The following is a 17,602-nucleotide window of genomic DNA, read 5'->3' as shown; positions in this document are numbered from 1 at the left end:
AGCGCAGCGCACCGCACACCGCGGCTAGCGCCCCGCCGCCAGTTCCTTCGCGGCCTCCGTCAGGTCCTTCGCCGTGTCGATGGCCCGCCAGTACGACCCCTGCGGGATCGTGAACCCGGCCAGCCGCCTCTCACGGGCCAGATGGGGAAACGTCGTCCGCTCGTGGTCCCCCCGGTGCGGCAGCAGCCCGGCGAACTCGGGGGAGAAGACGTACACGCCGGCGTTGATCTCGAAGGTCGACGGGGGCGCCTCGATGAAGTCGGTGATGCGCCCGAACCCGTCGGTCTGCACCGCCCCCCACGGCAGCCGGGGCCGCGCCAGCGCCAGCGTCGCGACGGCATCGCGCTCGGCGTGGAAGTCGGCCATGTCGCGCAGCGAGAACCGGGTCCAGATGTCCCCGTTCGTCGCGTACCAGGGCTGGTCGGGGTGGGGGAGATGCGCCGCGGCGTACTTGAGGCCGCCGCCGCGCCCGAGCGGCTCGGGCTCCACGACCGTCTTGACGGAGACGGGCAATTCGGCCGTCTCCAGCCACTTCTGCAGCACCTCGGCGAGATGGCCGCAGGAGACCACGACGTCCGTCACACCCTCGTCGGCGAGCCAGGACAGCTGATGACCGATGATCGGCGTCCCCGTCCCGGGGATCTCGACCATCGGCTTGGGCCGGTCGTCGGTGTACGGACGCAGCCGGGAACCCTGGCCACCGGCCAGAACGACGGCTTGAACGGGGCGGGACGCGGCGCTCGGATCGCTCATGAGAACGAACTGTACGTGGCGTCCCGCCCGTGACAGCGGCTGACGATCGGGCCGGCGTCAGCCGTCAGGGACTTCCCACCCGGTGGCAGGGCGGTGCGCTCAGCTGTGCGCGGCGGCGACGCCGGTGGCGAAGGCAGTGTCGCACACCGGTCGCGCGTAGGACTGGGCGCGGGTCGGGCCGTAGATCCGGACGGCGGCCTGCCCGAGGGTGCGGGCGATGGATGCGCAGTGCTTCGCCAGCGACGGGCGGCCGTTGACGGCCTGCTGGAGGTGGGTCAGGGCGACGCCCGGGTCCTCCTCCTGCAGTTCGGTCAGCAGCTTGTCGCGCAGGACGTCCTGGGGGGCGCGCTTGGCGGCCCGGGGGGAACCCACGGAGGTGTCCGCGGCGGTGAGCACCGGGTCGGTGGAGTTCCCCGACCAGTTGACTCGGGTGACCGCGAGGGTCCCGGAGAGCACCAGGACGACGGGCAGGACGAAAGCGAGGGTGCGGCCGATCCGGCGGGCGGGGCCCCGGCCGCGTCGCGTCTGTTGGTTCATGGAGTGCTTCACGCGTGTGAGGGTAGCGCCCGGTAATGGTTTGTAGACATTTAGTCACCGGTTCGGGGGATGAGAGAGTGCCACTTTCTGGGTATGGCGTTGACGCACACAGCTCGAAACGTCCGGTCTGCCGGGGTATTTGTCGACAACGGGAAGGGCCCCGCAGCACGCTGCGGGGCCCTCTTCGTCAACCTGGGTGATTCACCCGGGGTTGTGCGGTTGCTGGTTGATCAGTCGGACAGGCGCGCACCGGTCGACGTCGAGAACACGTGGGTCTCGCCGGAGCGGGGCACGACGTGCAGCTGGCTGCCCTTGTCCGGGACGTCACGGCCGCTGACGCGGACGACGAGGTCCTTGGAGTCGTCGCCGACCTTGGCGGTGCCGTAGACGTACGCGTCGGCGCCGAGCTCCTCGACGACGTTCACCGTGACCGCGAGGCCCAGCTCGGCGTCCGCGCCGGCCACCTCGAAGTGCTCGGGGCGCACGCCCACGGTGACGGTCTTGTCGGTGGCGGCGGCGATCGCGTCACGCTGCACCGGCACGACCGACTTGCCGAACTTCACGCCGCCGTCGGTGATCGGCACCTCGACGAGGTTCATCGCCGGGGAGCCGATGAAGCCGGCGACGAAGAGGTTGGCGGGCTTGTCGTACATGTTGCGCGGGGTGTCGATCTGCTGGAGCAGACCGTCCTTGAGGACCGCCACGCGGTCGCCCATCGTCATGGCCTCGACCTGGTCGTGGGTGACGTAGACGGTGGTGATGCCCAGGCGGCGCTGGAGCGAGGCGATCTGCGTACGCGTGGACACACGGAGCTTGGCGTCCAGGTTGGACAGCGGCTCGTCCATGAGGAACACCTGGGGCTCACGCACGATGGCGCGGCCCATGGCGACGCGCTGGCGCTGACCGCCGGAGAGGGCCTTCGGCTTGCGGTCCAGGTACTCGGTGAGGTCGAGGATCTTCGCGGCCTCCTCGACCTTCTGCCGGATCTCCGCCTTGTTGACGCCGGCGATCTTGAGCGCGAAGCCCATGTTGTCGGCGACGGTCATGTGCGGGTAGAGCGCGTAGTTCTGGAACACCATGGCGATGTCCCGGTCCTTGGGCGGCAGGTGCGTGACGTCGCGGTCACCGATGCGGATGGCTCCGCCGTTGACGTCCTCGAGCCCCGCGAGCATGCGGAGCGAGGTGGACTTGCCGCAGCCGGAAGGGCCGACGAGGACGAGGAACTCGCCGTCCTCGATGTCGATCTCCAGCGCGTCGACGGCGGGCTTGGTGGAACCCGGGTAGATCCGGGTCGCCTTGTCGAACGAGACAGTGGCCATGGTGAATGAACCCCTTCTACCGGCAGGAACGTGCCGGACGATCCGAGTAGGAAGGTGGTGCCACGACGGGTGTTCCGTTGTGGTGTAGTCCACGCGTGTGAACTGGCTCAGGACGGTACCTGGCGTTCACACGTCTGTCAGTAGTTCCGGGCCTGTGAACTTCGCGGAAATTTTCGAAGCGACACGTCACGGCTGAACGGGCCTGTTCACGACCGGCCGGGCCCGCTCACGGCAGTGCGGGCTCTTTCACGGCTGCCCGTACCGGTCGGCCGGCGCCGTCACCGCCCGGGCCACGGCCTGCCGGAGCCCGGGAGAGCCGAGCACCTCCGCCTCCGTGCCGAACCGGAGCAGGCCTCCCGCGGCGACGGCCCCCGTCTCCTCCACGGACAGCAGGCGCGACACCCGGTAGGTCCGTACGGCCTCCTCCGCGAGGGCGACCAGGTACCAGATCCCGCCCTTCGAAGTGAAAGGGCCGCTTCACCGCTCGGCACGGTGAGACGGCTGTGGCGTACCACTTCGAGTACGAGACGCCGTGACCCCGGCCCGGACGGAACTTCGTGGCTCGGCGTAACGGGCTCTGTGTACAGTGGTGCCGCCCTCGCGCACGACAACCCGGCGCACGGCACCCGCCTCCTTAGCTCAGCTGGCCAGAGCAACGCACTTGTAATGCGTAGGTCGTCGGTTCGAATCCGACAGGGGGCTCCACTGAACCCCAGGTCGGATGTGGTCTGACCTGGGGTTTCGTCGTCAGCGGACCCGGCGGCGGCGCCGGGTGCGGGCCGCGCGATCGTCGGCGGCCTCAGTTCTGGTCTCGGAAGTCGCCGCACTCCTCCTCCAGCCGGCTCGTCCCACGTGGCACAGGACACGTTCATGACAGGATTGCGCCGGGGAAGGGTCAGGGAAGCCATAGGGGCGCCCATGATTGCCGTGAAGGGAGTTCCGTGACGTCCGCTGCGTCTCTCCCCATACCTCGGGCTGCCGGATCGCTTCCGTTCATCGGCCACGCTCTGAGAATGCGCGACAACCTCGGCTTCATCGACTCGCTGCGTGACACACGGGAACCGATGGTCGAGATCGTCCTGCAACCCGGAACGCGCACCGTCGTGGTCCAGGACCCGGCCCTGATCCACCAGATGCTCAAGGCCCTGGCACCCACGCTCGACAAGGGCCGGCTCTACGACAAGCTGGGCCAGCTGCTGGGCGACAGCGTCGTCACCGCCACCGGCCGGCCTCACGTACGCAAACGCCGCCAGCTGCAACCGGCGTTCGCCCACACCGAGATCAGCCGGTACGTCGACATCATGCGTACCGAGGTCACGGCCACGGTCGCCGGCTGGGAACCCGGGCGGCCCCTCGACGTACGCGAGGCGATGGTCGGACTCAGCCTCGACATGCTGGCCAAGACGGTGTTCTCCGGCAGCCTCGACGACGCCGTCTTCCGCCGGCTGCGCAGCGACCTGTCGGTGGTGATGAACGGCGTCGGTGTGCGCCTGATGCTGCCCGACTGGGCCGAGCGCCTGCCGTTGCCTTTCAACCGCCGTTTCGACCGGGCCCGGGCCGGCGTACGCGCCACCGTCAACACCGCCGTCGAGGAGTTGCAGGCCTCCGGGCACGACACCGGAGACATGCTCTCCATGTTGCTGCGCGCCGTCGACGAGGAGACCGGCGAGCCGTTGACCGGGCATCAGATCGCCTCCGAGATCCTCACCCTGGCCGTGGCGGGCACCGAGACCACCGCGTCGGTTCTGTCCTGGGCCCTGTACGAACTCGCCCGCCACCCCGGCATCGAGGCCCGGGTCCTGGCCGAGCTGGACGAGGTCCTCGGCGAGCGGCCCGTCGCCCTCGACGACGTGGCCCGGCTGCCGTACGTGAATCGGGTGATCACCGAGACCCTGCGGCTGCACCACCCCGGCTGGTTGGTCACACGCCGTACCACCGAGGAGACCCGTCTCGGCGAGTGGACGCTGCCCGCCGGCACCGAACTTGCCTACTGTCAGCACGCTCTGCACCGCGACCCCGAGCGTTTCCCCGATCCGCTCACCTTCGACCCGGACCGGTGGAACGACGCCACGCAGGAGCCCCCGCCAGGCGCGTTCCTGCCCTTCGGGGACGGCAAGCACAAGTGCATGGGGGACCGCTTGGCGCGCACCGAGATGGTCACGGCGATCGCGACGATGCTGCGTTCGGTACGGCTGGAACTCGCCGAGGGCCGGACCGTCCGCCAGGTCGCCCGGCTCACCGTACGGCCGCGCGCCCTGCGGATGACCGTCCTCCCCCGGAACCGCCCCCGAGCCTGAACGTGTTCGGCCTCAGCCCGGGGCCGGGCCTGTGCGGTCGATGCGGACGATGTCGCCCGGCTGCAGCAGCTCGTAGCACCACTTCGCGTCCGCCGAGCGCAGTCCGATCCAGCCGTGTGTGACGTCGCGTTCGCCGGGGGCCTGCTCGTTGTAGGCCAGGGCGACGAGGTAGTTGATCGTGCCGTCGGCGGCCCGCAGCTCGACCACCCAGCGCATGGCGACGTCGTACTCCTCGCCCAGCCCGACGGTCGCGCCCGGCAAGCGCCGTTCTGGGTACTTGGCGACGACGGTCATCCGGCCGGTCGGCGTCGGATGCTGTGCGGTGCCGCCGGACACGGGCAACCGGCGCCCGGCCAGAACGAGTTCGTGCTGCGTGAGGTCGACCGTCGCCGTGGCCTGCTGCTGCGGCGGTGACGGCCGTGGCGGCGCGCTGGCGCTCGCAGCGGCGGGTGGTGCGGGGCGGGCACCGTCGTGACCGGTGAACGCCACCGCCAGACCACCGGCGAGAGCCAGTGCGACGGCGGCGGCCCCGCTCGCGTACGCCGCACGGCGCCGGCGCCCACGGCGCTCGGCCAGCCGCCTGATCTCCTGCGCCGGCACCGACGGGGCGACCCGATTCCGGTCGGCGACCTCGTGCAGCAGGTCGGTGAGGTCATCGGACACGGTCGCCCTCCTTCTCACCGCTGCTGCGCTCGGGGTCGAGATGCACGGCGAGCGCGGCCCTGCCGCGTGACAAGCGGGCCTTCACCGTTCCCACGGCCGCGCCGGTCTCGGCAGCCACCTGTTCCACACTCAGGTCGCACAAGTGGTGCAGGACGATCGCGGTGCGCTGTGCCTGCGGCAGCCTGCGCAGGGCCTGGACCAGCGCGGTGTGCTCCGGGCCCGGTCCCGGGACATGCTCGGGGGCCGCGTGGTGGCGCATCAGCTCCAGCCAGCGCCGGGCACGGCGCCAGCGGCTGACCGCGAGCCGTACCGCGACCGTACGCACCCACGCCTCCGGTGCCTCGTCCGTCAGCATCTCGCGCCGCCGGTCCCAGGCGCGCACGAACGCTTCCTGGACGACGTCCTGCGCCTCTGCCAGATCCCCCGTCACGGCGTAGACCCGCCCGACCAGCCGCGGGAAGGCTGAGGCGTAGAAGATGTCGAACTCCTCCTCCGTCATGCCCCGTTGCGCCCCCGTGTGGTCCTCGCCCGGAAGTCCGGGAAAAGAATTCGTATCCGCTGCAACCCGGCTGCCGTGCCGTGCGTACAGGTGGCGTACATGGAAGCACAGGCAGCGAGTTGTGCGCGTGATCAAAGGAGACAGACGACGATGCAGCGTTTCACTTCACGTTCGAGGATCAAGCTCATGACGGCGGCTGCCGCGGCGATCCTCGTCGGGGCGGGTGCGGCGGCTCCGGCGGTCGCCGCGCCGGGCCAGCAGACCGAGCGGGCCGCCGCGACCGTGCGTGCCAGCCAGACGGTCGTCACCTGGATCAACGGCAACGTGCGGGTCGGGCCGGCGGTGGGCTACCGAATCGCCTACACCGTCGCACCGAACCAGAGCCTCAGCGCCGAATGCTGGCTCGTGGGCGGTCCTGTCACCGCCAACGGCATCAGCCACGACAAGTGGGTGCTGCTGTCGGACGGCAACTACATCTGGGGCGGCCTGCTCAAGGGCAACGAGGTGGGCAACGTGTCCCGCCCCTGCTTCTGACGGACGGCACCGGGCCGCGGTACGACGGGGGGGTACCGCGGCCCGGGCTGTTCGCTTCCCCGCCCGCGTCAGAGGCCGCGGCCGCGCAGCCGCCGGGCGATCTCCAGCTGGGCGTCGTCGACGGGGCGGTCCTCCTCGATGTCCCACAGGGCGTTCTGGAGGAGGCGGGCGAGGGTCCAGGCGTGAGCCCGGGGGCGGTCCAGGGCGAGGATGTCGGTCATGGCGTCGAAGCGCCAGAGGATGTCGTCGGGGTCGTAGCGGTTGTCGAGGGCGGGCCACAGTTCGAAGCCGGGGTCACCGGCGAGGGGCTTGGGGTCGATCGCGAGCCAGGGGGTGCGGTCGGAGGCGAGGACGTTCTCGTCGTGCAGGTCCCAGTGGAGGAGGCGGTCGCCGGGTTCGTCCACGACCTCGCGTACGGCTGCCGCGCAGTCGGCGACGAGGCGGCGGACCGCGGGGTCGGGGATGCGGGCCAGGGCCCAGGGGGTCCGGTCGAGCATGCCGCGGGCGATGTCACCGAGGCGGCGCATGCCGGGCGGGGACGGGAAGGACGTGAGGTGGGCCAGGAGCTCGGCGATGGTGACCACGGCCGCGTGGGCGTCCGGCACGTGGGACAGCATGCGGGTCTCGTCGAGGCGCTCCAGCAGCATCGTGCCGGTGGGCTCGTCGTGGTCGAGGAGACGGACGGCTCCGTCACCGTTCCAGGCGCGCAGCGCGACCGGTTCGCCCGCGCTCTCCTCGTCGAGGATCTGGAGCTTGAGGACCACGGGGGTGCCGTCGGCGCGGACGACCGGGAGGACCAGGGCGGAGACGCCGTGCATGGGTGGTCCGTCGGGTCTGAGGTCCCAGTGGTCGAGGAAGCGGGCCGACTGCTCCGGTAGTCCGGCGATGAAGGCGCGGCCCGCCTCTCCGTTGAACTTCTCCTGTGATGCCGCCAGTTCCCGGGGAATGTCGATCACCCCGGCACGGTAGCGGCGCGCGCCGGGGGCCGGCATGCGAATTCGCCGGGGGCTTCCTCGTGCCTGCCTGGCCGCCGGTCAGGGCTCCAGAACCACCTTTCCGGTCGTGGCCCGGGTCTCCAGCGCCCGGTGCGCCGCGGCTGCCTCGCTCAGCGGGAAGCGCTGTACGGCCGGGGTGAGCCGGCCGGATGCGGCCTCGGCGAGGGCGCGCAGTTCCAGGGTGCGGACGGGGTCGGGTCCGCCGGCCTTCCCCAGCATCACCGGGCCGAGGACCTCCTCGGAGACGCCGTCGACGAGGTGGGGGCCGCCGCCCTGGATGCCCGCGCCGGACCAGCCGAAGACGATGTGCTTGCCGCCCGGGCCGAGGAGGGCGACGGCCTCGCGGGCGATGTCGCCGCCGACGCCGTCGAAGACGACGGTCGCGGTCCGGCCGCCGAGGTGCGCGCGGACCTTCGCGGGCCAGGCGGGGTCCTTGTAGTCGACGGCGAGGTCGGCGCCGCCCGCCTGCACCCGGGCGGTCTTGTCCGGCCCGCCCGCGAGGCCCACGACGGTCGCCCCGGCGTTCTTGGCGTACTGCACGAGGAGGGTGCCGAGGCCTCCGGCGGCGGCCGGGACGACGACCACGGAGTCGGGGCCGAGGTCGGCGAACTGGAGGATCCCCATCGCCGTACGGCCCGTGCCGATCATGGCGACGGCCTCGGCGAAGTCCAGGTTCCCGGGGATCTCGTGCAGGCGCTCGACCTCGGTGACGGCCAGTTCGGCGTAGCCGCCCGGGACGAAGCCGAGGTGGGCGACGACCTGCTTGCCGCGCCACACCTCGGCCACACCCTCGCCCAGGGACTCGACGACACCGGCGACCTCACGGCCGGGGATGGTCGGCAGCGGCGTCGGCTCGGCCGCCGGGCCGCCCCGCATGCCCTCGCGCAGGGCGGCGTCCAGGAGGTGGACGCCCGCCGCGCGTACGGCGACACGGACTTGCCCCGGGCCCGGCAGGGGGTCCTCGACCCGCTCGTAGCCGAGGTTCTCGGCCGGGCCGAAGGCGTGCAGGCGGATGGCGTGCATGGCGACTCCTCTGGAGGAACGTTCGGTGCGACCAGTCTTGAACCTCAAGCTTGCTTGAGGTCAAGCTCGTGCCGGCCGAGGGCCAGCGAGACCGCCGTCAGGGCGCTGTTGAAGGACACCTCCGACAGCACACCGGGGGCCGCGACCTGGTCACCGGCCAGGTAGACCCCGTCGCCCCGGTCCACGGCCGGCCGGTCGCGCCAGCTGGTGCCGGGCGGATCGACCGCGCCCGTACGGCCGTTCGCCACCGCCTCGCGCCGCCAGGTGAGCCGTTCGCGCCAGCCCGGGAAGCCCAGGTCCAGCAGCTGCTCGGCGCGGGCGGTGCCGTCGGCCTTCGACTCGTGCGGGGCGATGGGGATCTGGCCCTGGATCAGCTGCTCGCCGGCCGGAGCGAGACCGCGGTCCTGGGCGGTGAACCGTTCGAGCCAGCCGGGCGCGTCCAGGTCGGAGACCGCGAAGGCGTCGCCGCGCCGGGTGCGTACGGCCAGGTCGACCAGGGCGGTACGGCCGCTCGGCCAGGTCAGGGAGTCGTCTCCGAGCAGGCGGCGGGCGGCGTCGAGGGAGGTGGCGACGACGACCGGCGTGTCGGTGGGAAGCGTGTCGACGCGGGACAACGTCTCCATCCGAACGCCAAGGTTCCAGGCGCGGGCGGCCATCCGGTCGATGAGGCTCGCCCAGCCGCCGCGCGGATAGTGCGCCTCGGGCGGCAGCTTGGTGGCGCGGCGCAGCCGTTCCTGCACGAACGCGGCCGACAGCGACCCGGGATCGTGGTGGAACAGGGCGACCGCCGAGTAGTGGGCGGCGGCCCGGGCCCCCTCCTCGCCCGCGATGCCCGTCGCCCAGGTCAGGAAATCGGCGTCGACGGGTGCCTGCCGGCCCGTCCGGCGCAGCAGCTTCAGCATCGCGAAGGGCGGGGTGCGGCGCAGCACGCCCTGGTGCCGCAGCCGGAGCCGGGCCGCTTCCAGGGGCGGCAGCGGGGCGAGCGGCCCGATGAGGTCGCGCTGCCTGAGCCAGGCCCAGTGCGGGCCACCGTTGTAGAGGGCGTGCGGGCCCTCGTTGGTGCGGTACGGGCCTTCGGCGGTGCGTGCCCGGCCGCCGAGCGTGTGATGGGCCTCGTGGATGGTGACCCTGGCGCCCGCCTCGGCAGCGGTGATGGCCGCGGTCAGTCCGGCGAAGCCGCCGCCGATGACGGTGATGCGGTGCATGACTGTGGTTCTCCCTCGGGTCGGGGCCGCCTTCTGCCCGTACGACCGATCGAGGGCGCCGGAATGTGACATCACCGGTGTCCGTGCAGGTCAGGGGCAGGTCGCAGTCGGTTGTCAGTGGTGGGGTGCAGCATGGGCGCATGGCGAGGAGAGCGGCGGGCGGTACGGGTGTGAAGGGCGCGCGGCGACCGGAGGTGCGGCTGCCGGTGCTGGAGCCGTTCGAGGGCGGCGAGCTGGAGCCGGACGGGGACTACGACGGGCTGGACTTCCGGGAGGCCGACTTCACCGGGCAGGACGGATCGGGCGCCCGTTTCATGGACTGCGCCCTGACGGGCTGCGCGCTGGACGAGACCCGGCTGCGGCACGCCCGCGTCCTGGACTCCGCCTTCACCGGCGTCCGCGGCGTCGGCACCGACCTCGCGGAGGCGACCCTGCGCGACGTGGAGCTGACCGATGCCCGGCTCGGCGGACCGCAGCTGCACGGGGCGGTGCTGGAGCGGGTGCTGATCCGCGGCGGCAAGATCGACTATCTGAACCTGCGCACGGCCCGCCTCAGAGACGTCGTCTTCGAGGGCTGCGTCCTGGTCGAGCCGGACTTCGGCGGTGCCCGCCTGGAGCGCGTGGAGTTCGTGGACTGCGCACTGAAGGGCGCCGACTTCCACGCGGCGACCCTCACGGACGTCGACCTGCGCGGCGCCGCTTCCCTGGAGATCAGCGGCGGGCTGGACCGCCTGTCGGGGGCGGTGATCAGCACGGCGCAGCTGCTGGACCTGGCGCCCGTGCTGGCCGCACAGTGGGGGATCCGCGTGGAGGGCTGACCAGAGCGGCGTTCAGGGGGCGCTCAGGGGGCATTCAGGGGGTGTTCACGGCACGCGGGGGAAGCGGGCCTGGAGGGTCCAGATCGCCGGGTTCTCCGCGAGGTCGTCGTGCAGGTCCGTGAGGTCGGCGATCAGGTCGTGCAGGAAGTCCCGTGCCTCGCGGCGCAGTTCGCTGTGGGAGACGGTGAGTGCGGGCTCCTCCGCGCGCATCCAGTCGGCCTCGATGTCCACCCAGCCGAAGCGGCGCTCGAACAGCATCCGGTCCGTCGACTCGGTGAAGTCCAGTTCCGCCCGCTGCGGCCGGGAGGCCCGCGAGCCCGCCGGGTCCCGGTCGATCCGCTCCACGATGTCGCACAGCGCCCACGCGAAGTCGAGCACCGGCACCCATCCCCAGGCTGTGGACACCTCGTGATCCGTCTTGGTGTCCGCCAGGTAGACGTCCCCGCAGAACAGGTCGTGCCGCAGCGTCCGGACGTCCGCGCGGCGGTAGTCGGTCTGCGGCGGGTCGGGGAAGCGGTTGGAGAGGGCGTAGCCGATGTCGAGCACGGAGGTGATGGTGTCACGCGCCCGTAGGATCGCGACCGTGGCCCGTTCTGTGCGTCTTGTCCCCACCCTGTCCGCAGCCACCCCGCCCGCCCCCGCGCTGCCCGTCTCCGCTCTGCTCGCCTCCGCTCTCGTCCTCACCGCGTGCGGCGGTGGAGTGCACGGCACTCCGGGCGGCTCCGGCGTCCGTGACCCCTATTTCCCGAAGGCCGGCAACGGCGGCTACGACGTCTCCCACTACGGACTGCGCCTCGCCTACGACCCCGCCGACCACCACCTCACCGGCACGGCCACCCTCACCGCCCGCGCGACCAAGGACCTCTCCGCCGTCAACCTCGACCTGCTCGGCATGGAGGTCGAGGAGATCACCGTCGACGGCGAGACGGCCCGCTGGAACCGCGCCGGGCAGGAGCTCACCGTCCGCCCGCGGGAGGATCTCGGCCGGGACGCGACGTTCAGCGTGACGGTCCGCTACGCGGGCGCACCCGAGACCGTCACGGACCCGGACGGCTCCCAGGAGGGCTGGCTGCGCACCACGGACGGGGCGCTCGCGCTGGGCGAGCCGACGGGGTCGATGGCGTGGTTCCCCGGCAACCACCACCCTTCCGACAAGGCGTCGTACGACCTCACGGTGACCGTGCCGGAGGGGCTGCGGGCCGTGTCCAACGGGGAGTTGCGCAGCGAGCGGACCGCGCGGGGCCGTACGACGTTCGTGTGGCACAGCGGGGAGCCGATGGCGAGCTACCTCGCCACCCTCGCGATCGGCCGCTTCGACATCAGCCGCTCCAGAGCCGGGGACCTGCCCGTCTACACGGCCGTCGACCCGGCCGAGGCGGCGGCGAGCCGGCCCGTGCTCGGGCGGCTGCCCGAGGTGCTGCGGTGGGCCGAGCGGCGTTTCGGGCCGTACCCCTTCTCCTCCACGGGCGCCATCGTCGACAGCGCCGCGTCCGTCGGCTACGCGCTGGAGACCCAGAGCCGGCCGGTGTTCCCGGGGGCGCCCGACATCACGCTCCTCGTCCACGAGCTCGCCCACCAGTGGTACGGCGACTCGGTCTCGCCGGAGAGCTGGCGGGACATGTGGCTCAACGAGGGCTTCGCGACGTACGCGGAGTGGCTGTGGGAGGAGGACCACGGCGGGGACAGCGCGCAGGAGACGTTCGACGCGCTGTACTCCGGTGAGCACTTCGGCACGGAGGAGGACGGGGAGGAGATCTGGGCGTTTCCGCCGGCCGACCCGCCGAGCGCCGCGCGGATCTCCGACCCGCCGGTGTACTTCCGGGGGGCGATGGTGCTGCAGAAGGTGCGGCAGGTGGTCGGGGACGACCGGTTCTTCTCGATCATCAGGGGGTGGGCGGCCGAGTACCGGTACGGCAACGCCGACACCGCCGACTTCACGGCCTACGCCGAGAAGCGGGCTCCCGGGGCGGACTTGGAGGGGGTCTGGGAGGACTGGCTGTACGGGGAGGGCAAGCCGGAGCGGCCCTGAGGCCTCACGGCGTGGCCGGTTCCTTGCGCAGGACGGTGCAGGGGTGCCCCATGCCCCGGTTCTCACGGTGGTCGAGCACCTCGTAGCCCAGGGCGGTCCAGAAGGCCATGGCCTTGTGGTTGTTCGCCAGGAGGGCCAGCCGGGCGGCGGTGCGGCCGGCCGCGCGGAAGCGGTCCTCCAGGAGGGCGGCCAGGCGGCTGCCGTGGCCCTGGCCGTGCAGCTTCGCGTCGACCATCAGCAGGCCGATCCAGGGGTCCGGATCGGCGGGGTCGGGGTGGTGGGCGAGGGTGACGGCGATGCCGGTCAGACGGCCGGAGCTGCGGGCGGGCGTCGTAGCGGGGTCGGGCGTCCTGCCCGGTGCGGGTCGGGCGCGGCATGTCGCGCCCCGCGGCGGAGCCGCCGATGCGGCACAGCCCCGCGCCCCTGAGGGCGAAGCCCCCGGGAGGCGCAGTTCCCCGCGCCCCCTGAGGCGAAGCCCCCCGGGCCGGTCACCGGCCCGGGGGGCTTCCCCGCGAAACGCTCAGGCGTCCGTCAGACGTTCACGCCGAAGTCCTGGGCGATGCCGACCAGGCCCGAGGCGTAGCCCTGGCCGACCGCGCGGAACTTCCACTCCGCGCCGTTGCGGTAGAGCTCGCCGAAGACCATGGCCGTCTCCGTGGCCGCGTCCTCCGACAGGTCGTAGCGGGCGATCTCCGCGCCGCCGGCCTGGTTGACGATGCGGATGTAGGCGTTGCGGACCTGGCCGAAGTTCTGCGAGCGGTTCTCCGCGTCGTAGATCGAGACCGGGAAGACGATCTTCTCGATGTCGGCCGGGAGGCCGGCGAGGTTGACGTTGATCGCCTCGTCGTCGCCGGCGCCTTCACCCGTGCGGTTGTCACCGGTGTGGACGATCGTGCTGTCCGGCGTCTCCTTGTTGTTGAAGAAGACGAAGTGGGCGTCCGAGTAGACCTTGCCCTGCGTGTTGACCGCGATCGCGGAGGCGTCGAGGTCGAAGTCCGTGCCGGTGGTGGTGCGGACGTCCCAGCCGAGGCCCACGGTGACGGCGGTCAGGCCCGGAGCCTCCTTGGTGAGCGAGACGTTGCCACCCTTGGACAGGCTTACAGCCATTGTTGGGAGTCCCTTCCCTCGTTTACGTGCGGCAAAGACACTGCGGCATCGAAGCTACAGCTACCCCCATGAACGTGGAGAGGGGTACGCGAGGTTCCAGCTCCTTTACTTTCTTTACTCGCGATTATTCGGGTGACGTGGACGGGACAGGAGCGGGAACATGGACGGCATGTCCGGTCCCCATGTCATCCGCGGTTCCGTCTCCCTGCCCGAGGCCGAGCTCATGTGGCGTTTCTCGCGGTCGTCGGGCCCGGGCGGGCAGCACGTCAACACCAGCGACTCCAAGGTCGAGCTGAGCTTCGACCTGGCGAAGACCGAGGCGTTGCCCGCGGTGTGGAAGCAGCGGGCGCTGGAGCGGCTGGCCGGGCGCCTGGTCGACGGAGTCGTCACCGTACGGTCCTCCGAACACCGCTCCCAGTGGCGCAACCGCGAGGCCGCGGCCGTACGCCTCACCGCGCTCCTGGCCGAGGCCACCGCACCCCCGCCCCGGCCCCGCAAGCCCACCCGGATCCCCCGGGGCATCAACGAACGCCGGCTGCGGGAGAAGAAGCAGCGCTCGGAGACGAAGCGGGGGCGCAACGGGCAGAACTGGAGCTAGGCCAGCTCAAGCACTCCCACCGTCTGGCCCCCGCTGTTCTCGCCGTCCGGGCGGAAGCCGAGGCCCAGGTAGAAGTCCTCGGGGCCGTCCGGGCCGGGGTGCCAGGTCACGTAGAACTTCTCGGTGCCGCGGCGGCGCAGCTCGGCGGCGACGGATTCGACGGCGAACCGGCCGTACCCCCTGCCCTGCTCAGCGGCCGCGATGTTCAGCCGCCACAGGCCCGAGCGGATCTCGCTGCCGTCCCCGTACCAGTCGATGCCGAGGCAGGCCATCAGGAAGCCGACCGGGCGGTCGCCGTCGACGATCAGGCGGGGCCAGGCGATGCCGGGATGGACGTAGGCCTCGGCGAGGGACTTCACGACCGGGGCGACCGCGTGCTCCTGGCCGGGGCGGACGCGGATGCCGAGGGCGGCGTCGAGGTTCGCGGGGGTGATCTCTTCGAGGCGCGGGCCGGTCGTGGTCATGCGCGCACCCTAGGCAGGCCGTAGGCGGCCGGGCCAGCGGGTTTCCTCAGCCCAACTGCCGGTACCGGCCCCGGAAGTACGTCAGCGGCCCGCCCTCCGCGCTCGGCACCCGCGCCGTCAGGACGCGGCCGATGACCAGCGTGTGGTCGCCCGCCAGGACGCGCTGCTCGGTGCGGCACTCCAGGACGGCCAGGGCGCCGCCGACCAGCGGGGCGTCGGTGTACTCGCCCCGGGTGTACGGGATGTCGGCGAACAGCAGCCGGTCGCTGAGGCGGCCCTTCATCGCGAAACGGCCCGCGATGTGCCGCTGGCTCTCGGACAGGACCGAGACCGCCCACAGCTCCTGCTCCTCCAGCAGCTCGTCCATGCGGGAGCCCTCGCGCAGGCTCACCAGCACCAGGGGCGGGTCCAGGGACACCGACATGAAGGCCGTGGCCGTCATGCCCACGTCCTCGACATCCGGCGCCGAGGGGTCGTCCGGGTCGAGCGAGGGCTCCTGCGCGGTCACCAGGACCACACCCGAGGCCAGCCGGGACATGGCGGCGCGGAACTCGTCGTTGCTCACCCCCTCAGCATGCCCGGAGGCGGGCGACGGAATGATCGCGGACGGGGCGGCGGGAGTGTTCGACACGCCGGAAACGCTAATCTCCGCCCCGCACGCCCCGCATCGGACTCCCGCCCGATCACGGTCCTAGGACTCCCGACGGACCTGCGGCCCGCGGATGAGCAGGGCGGATGAGCAGGGTGAAAGAGCAGGAAGGAAAAACATGTGCGCAACCTGACAAAGTTTGCGTTCGGTAGCCGCCCGTGAAGAACGCAGAAACTCCACTCAATTGTTCAGGTTTGCCTGTGACTTGAGTCACAAGGGGCAGGAATTGTTGACCCTGTGTACCGAGTGAGCAGCGCGCTGTGATTCAGTGGCTGGGAAGCTGCCAGGACGATACGCCGACGAGACCCTTGAATCGCTGCGAGTACTCGGGGGGAGGGCGAGCATGGAGACCGAGTCGGAACCCTACGTCCGTCTTGCGTCCCTGCGACAACTGCACCAGGTCATGGCCGACATGAACACGGCCCGCAGCCTGGCGGACACCCTGCAGACCGTCGCGGAGGGCGTCGTGGCGGCCCTCGGGTACGAGCTGGCGTGCGTGAACCTCGTACGGCCGGACGGCGACCTCGTCGTCGCCGCCTTCGCCGGGAACCCCGCCGCCGAGGCCCTCATCACCGGCCGGGTCGGCTCGCGCGACTCCTGGGAACGCCGCCTCGGCATGGGTGAGCACTGGGGCGACCTGGTGTTCATACCGCACACCGAGGGCTGGGTCCTCGACGACGACGACGTCCCGCAGTGGTACACCGACGGCCCCGCCCCCCGCTTCGAGGACGAGTGGCACCCGGCCGACCGGCTCTTCGCCCCCATGTACGCGCCGGGCCCGCAGGGCAGCGGGGCGTGCGGCGAGCTGGTCGGCGTGCTGTCCGTGGACCGGCCGCGCAACGGCCGCCGGCCCGGGGCCTGGGGCCGCGAGGCGCTCCAGATGTACGCCTTCCAGGCCGCCATCGCCATCAGCAACGCCCGGCTGCGCGCCAACATGCAGCGCGCCCTGGTCCGGCTGGAGCGCGAGCAGCAGGCCCTGCGGGCGAGCGAGGAAAGCTTCAGGCAGGCCTTCGAGTACGCACCGTCCGGCATGGCCATCGCCGAGATGGGCGGCGACCAGCACGGCCGGATCCTGCGCACCAACGACGCGCTGTGCCGGCTGCTGGGCCGCCCCGCCTCCGCGATGCGCCGCTACTCGTTCTCCGACCTGGTCCACCCCGAGGACATAGGCACCCTGCTGCGCACCTCGGCGGAGGGCGGGCGCGCTGAGCTCCGCCTCGGCCGCCGCGACGGCACGTACGTCTGGGTCAGCCTGCGCAACAGCGTGGTCGCGGACGCCGCCGACGGGCCCCGCTTCCTCCTCACCCACGTCGAGGACATCGAGGAGCGCAAGCGCCGCGAGCTCCAGCTCGCCCACCGCGCCTCGCACGACTCGCTCACCGGCCTGCCGAACTCCGCGGAGCTGCGCTCCCGGCTGTCCGCCCGGCTCTGTCAACGCGCGTCATCACCGCTCACCGCCGCGGAGTCCGTCGACGCGGCCTACGGCCATCCGGCCTTCGACGTGGTCGGGCCCGGCTTCGACTTCCGGCAGGGCGCCGAGCCGTACGACGCCTACGACCACCACGTGCACACCGTCGCCCCGGACGGGGACCACGACGACGGCACCAAGGGGCTCGCGGTGCTCTTCTGCGACCTCGACGGCTTCAAGTCGATCAACGACCGGTTCGGGCACAACGCGGGTGACGCGGTTCTCATCGAGGTCGCCCGGCGGCTGAGCAACGGCGTCCGTGACGGGGACACGGTCGCGCGGCTCGGGGGTGACGAATTCGTCATCCTGGCCGACGGGCTCGGCCGCGCCGACGCGCAGGACCTCGCGGTCCGGCTCCGCAACGAGATCATCCAGCCCATCCGTGCCGAGGGGCGGGCCGTCCGGGTGGGCGCCAGCTTCGGCATCGGATGGGCACACTGTGGAATGACGGCGGACGAAGTGTTGAAATCCGCTGACGAGCGGATGTACGTCGAGAAACGATCTCGTCCCAAACAACACAGACGCGCCGGGTGAAGCCCTGGTCAGCGAGTTGATGCGGTCTGAGTCACCCGTTTGGGTCTCTGGGAGCGGGTAGGCTCGCTTACTCACCCGTGTACCGCATGCACCGCACCTGACTGAGGAGA

At 71.5% G+C, this 17,602-nt stretch carries 20 protein-coding genes and 1 tRNA gene; 7 read left to right on the top strand and 14 right to left on the bottom strand.

Features of this window, described 5'->3' with window-relative positions; genetic code table 11:
- Nucleotides 1-24 precede the first annotated feature (24 nt).
- The 4 genes from A4E84_RS18200 to A4E84_RS40835 form a co-directional block, all read right to left on the bottom strand.
- On the bottom strand, nt 25-753 hold the full coding sequence (locus tag A4E84_RS18200; RefSeq protein ID WP_062927603.1) for a nucleotidyltransferase family protein: 729 nt from the start codon (nt 751-753) through the stop codon (nt 25-27).
- A 99-nt stretch (nt 754-852) separates the two neighbouring features.
- Nucleotides 853-1,302 (bottom strand): hypothetical protein, encoded by a 450-nt coding sequence (locus tag A4E84_RS18195; protein ID WP_062927602.1) that lies wholly within the window; start codon nt 1,300-1,302, stop codon nt 853-855.
- A gap of 218 nt (nt 1,303-1,520) precedes the next feature.
- The gene (locus A4E84_RS18190) at nt 1,521-2,609 is read right to left on the bottom strand and encodes an ABC transporter ATP-binding protein (RefSeq protein ID WP_062927601.1); all 1,089 of its coding nucleotides are present in this window, start codon (nt 2,607-2,609) and stop codon (nt 1,521-1,523) included.
- Between the two features lie 246 nt (nt 2,610-2,855).
- A complete protein-coding gene (locus A4E84_RS40835) occupies nt 2,856-3,011 on the bottom strand; it encodes a hypothetical protein (RefSeq protein ID WP_470661511.1) in 156 nt (51 codons plus the stop codon).
- 226 nt (nt 3,012-3,237) lie between these two features.
- On the opposite strand from A4E84_RS40835, the gene A4E84_RS18185 reads away from it, so the two are divergent.
- Together A4E84_RS18185 and A4E84_RS18180 are read left to right on the top strand one after the other, a co-directional pair.
- Nucleotides 3,238-3,314 (top strand) — tRNA-Thr (locus A4E84_RS18185).
- 236 nt (nt 3,315-3,550) lie between these two features.
- Nucleotides 3,551-4,906 (top strand): cytochrome P450, encoded by a 1,356-nt coding sequence (locus A4E84_RS18180; protein ID WP_062927600.1) that lies wholly within the window; start codon nt 3,551-3,553, stop codon nt 4,904-4,906.
- A 12-nt stretch (nt 4,907-4,918) separates the two neighbouring features.
- Here the strand turns inward: A4E84_RS18180 and A4E84_RS18175 are convergent, their stop codons facing one another.
- Together A4E84_RS18175 and A4E84_RS18170 are read right to left on the bottom strand one after the other, a co-directional pair.
- Complete coding sequence (locus tag A4E84_RS18175; protein WP_062927599.1) at nt 4,919-5,569, bottom strand: L,D-transpeptidase; 651 nt, start codon at nt 5,567-5,569, stop codon at nt 4,919-4,921.
- Nucleotides 5,559-6,068, bottom strand: a complete 510-nt coding sequence (locus tag A4E84_RS18170; RefSeq protein WP_062927598.1) for a SigE family RNA polymerase sigma factor — start codon at nt 6,066-6,068, stop codon at nt 5,559-5,561. Before A4E84_RS18170 ends, A4E84_RS18175 begins: the two co-directional genes overlap by 11 nt.
- 186 nt (nt 6,069-6,254) lie before the next feature.
- On the opposite strand from A4E84_RS18170, the gene A4E84_RS18165 reads away from it, so the two are divergent.
- On the top strand, nt 6,255-6,602 hold the full coding sequence (locus A4E84_RS18165) for an SH3 domain-containing protein (protein WP_159029590.1): 348 nt from the start codon (nt 6,255-6,257) through the stop codon (nt 6,600-6,602).
- A gap of 68 nt (nt 6,603-6,670) precedes the next feature.
- Here the strand turns inward: A4E84_RS18165 and A4E84_RS18160 are convergent, their stop codons facing one another.
- The 3 genes from A4E84_RS18160 to A4E84_RS18150 all read right to left on the bottom strand — a co-directional run bounded on the left by A4E84_RS18160 (nt 6,671) and on the right by A4E84_RS18150 (nt 9,825).
- Entirely contained in the window at nt 6,671-7,558 is an 888-nt protein-coding gene (locus tag A4E84_RS18160; RefSeq protein ID WP_062931504.1) for an aminoglycoside phosphotransferase family protein, read from the bottom strand.
- Nucleotides 7,559-7,636: 78 nt separating this feature from the next.
- The gene (locus A4E84_RS18155; RefSeq protein WP_062927596.1) at nt 7,637-8,620 is read right to left on the bottom strand and encodes a zinc-binding dehydrogenase; all 984 of its coding nucleotides are present in this window, start codon (nt 8,618-8,620) and stop codon (nt 7,637-7,639) included.
- Between the two features lie 44 nt (nt 8,621-8,664).
- Entirely contained in the window at nt 8,665-9,825 is a 1,161-nt protein-coding gene (locus A4E84_RS18150; RefSeq protein WP_062927595.1) for an FAD-dependent oxidoreductase, read from the bottom strand.
- A gap of 140 nt (nt 9,826-9,965) precedes the next feature.
- Here A4E84_RS18150 and A4E84_RS18145 point away from each other — a divergent pair, with 140 nt between their 5' ends.
- Nucleotides 9,966-10,643 carry a pentapeptide repeat-containing protein gene (locus tag A4E84_RS18145; RefSeq protein WP_079129010.1) on the top strand — a complete coding sequence of 226 codons (678 nt, stop codon included), beginning with the start codon at nt 9,966-9,968 and terminating at the stop codon, nt 10,641-10,643.
- A 45-nt stretch (nt 10,644-10,688) separates the two neighbouring features.
- Here A4E84_RS18145 and A4E84_RS18140 read toward each other — a convergent pair whose 3' ends face one another.
- Entirely contained in the window at nt 10,689-11,189 is a 501-nt protein-coding gene (locus tag A4E84_RS18140) for a hypothetical protein (RefSeq protein WP_062927593.1), read from the bottom strand.
- 7 nt (nt 11,190-11,196) lie between these two features.
- On the opposite strand from A4E84_RS18140, the gene A4E84_RS18135 reads away from it, so the two are divergent.
- A complete protein-coding gene (locus A4E84_RS18135) occupies nt 11,197-12,672 on the top strand; it encodes a M1 family metallopeptidase (RefSeq protein ID WP_167455440.1) in 1,476 nt (491 codons plus the stop codon).
- A 4-nt stretch (nt 12,673-12,676) separates the two neighbouring features.
- On the opposite strand, the gene A4E84_RS18130 is transcribed toward A4E84_RS18135, so the two are convergent.
- Both A4E84_RS18130 and A4E84_RS18125 read right to left on the bottom strand, forming a co-directional pair.
- Nucleotides 12,677-13,123: a GNAT family N-acetyltransferase gene (locus tag A4E84_RS18130; RefSeq protein ID WP_079129008.1), complete on the bottom strand. Its 447-nt coding sequence runs from the start codon at nt 13,121-13,123 to the stop codon at nt 12,677-12,679.
- A gap of 80 nt (nt 13,124-13,203) precedes the next feature.
- Complete coding sequence (locus tag A4E84_RS18125; protein ID WP_031135830.1) at nt 13,204-13,779, bottom strand: TerD family protein; 576 nt, start codon at nt 13,777-13,779, stop codon at nt 13,204-13,206.
- 160 nt (nt 13,780-13,939) lie between these two features.
- Between A4E84_RS18125 and arfB the strand changes: the two genes are divergently transcribed.
- Nucleotides 13,940-14,377: an alternative ribosome rescue aminoacyl-tRNA hydrolase ArfB gene (arfB, locus tag A4E84_RS18120; RefSeq protein ID WP_062927592.1), complete on the top strand. Its 438-nt coding sequence runs from the start codon at nt 13,940-13,942 to the stop codon at nt 14,375-14,377.
- Here the strand turns inward: arfB and A4E84_RS18115 are convergent.
- Complete coding sequence (locus tag A4E84_RS18115) at nt 14,374-14,841, bottom strand: GNAT family N-acetyltransferase (protein ID WP_062927591.1); 468 nt, start codon at nt 14,839-14,841, stop codon at nt 14,374-14,376. The two genes, arfB and A4E84_RS18115, sit on opposite strands and share 4 nt — an antisense overlap.
- 46 nt (nt 14,842-14,887) lie before the next feature.
- A complete protein-coding gene (locus A4E84_RS18110) occupies nt 14,888-15,472 on the bottom strand; it encodes a flavin reductase family protein (protein ID WP_079129007.1) in 585 nt (194 codons plus the stop codon).
- Nucleotides 15,473-15,833: 361 nt separating this feature from the next.
- Between A4E84_RS18110 and cdgB the strand changes: the two genes are divergently transcribed.
- Nucleotides 15,834-17,492: a diguanylate cyclase CdgB gene (gene cdgB, locus A4E84_RS18105; RefSeq protein WP_062927589.1), complete on the top strand. Its 1,659-nt coding sequence runs from the start codon at nt 15,834-15,836 to the stop codon at nt 17,490-17,492.
- The last annotated feature ends 110 nt before the right edge of the window (nt 17,493-17,602 follow it).

Origin of the sequence: Streptomyces qaidamensis (assembly GCF_001611795.1) — a bacterium.
In the GTDB taxonomy this organism is placed as follows: domain Bacteria; phylum Actinomycetota; class Actinomycetes; order Streptomycetales; family Streptomycetaceae; genus Streptomyces; species Streptomyces qaidamensis.
Note: the sequence above shows the minus strand (reverse complement) of the source record. Positions and strands in the feature narration are given on the sequence as shown.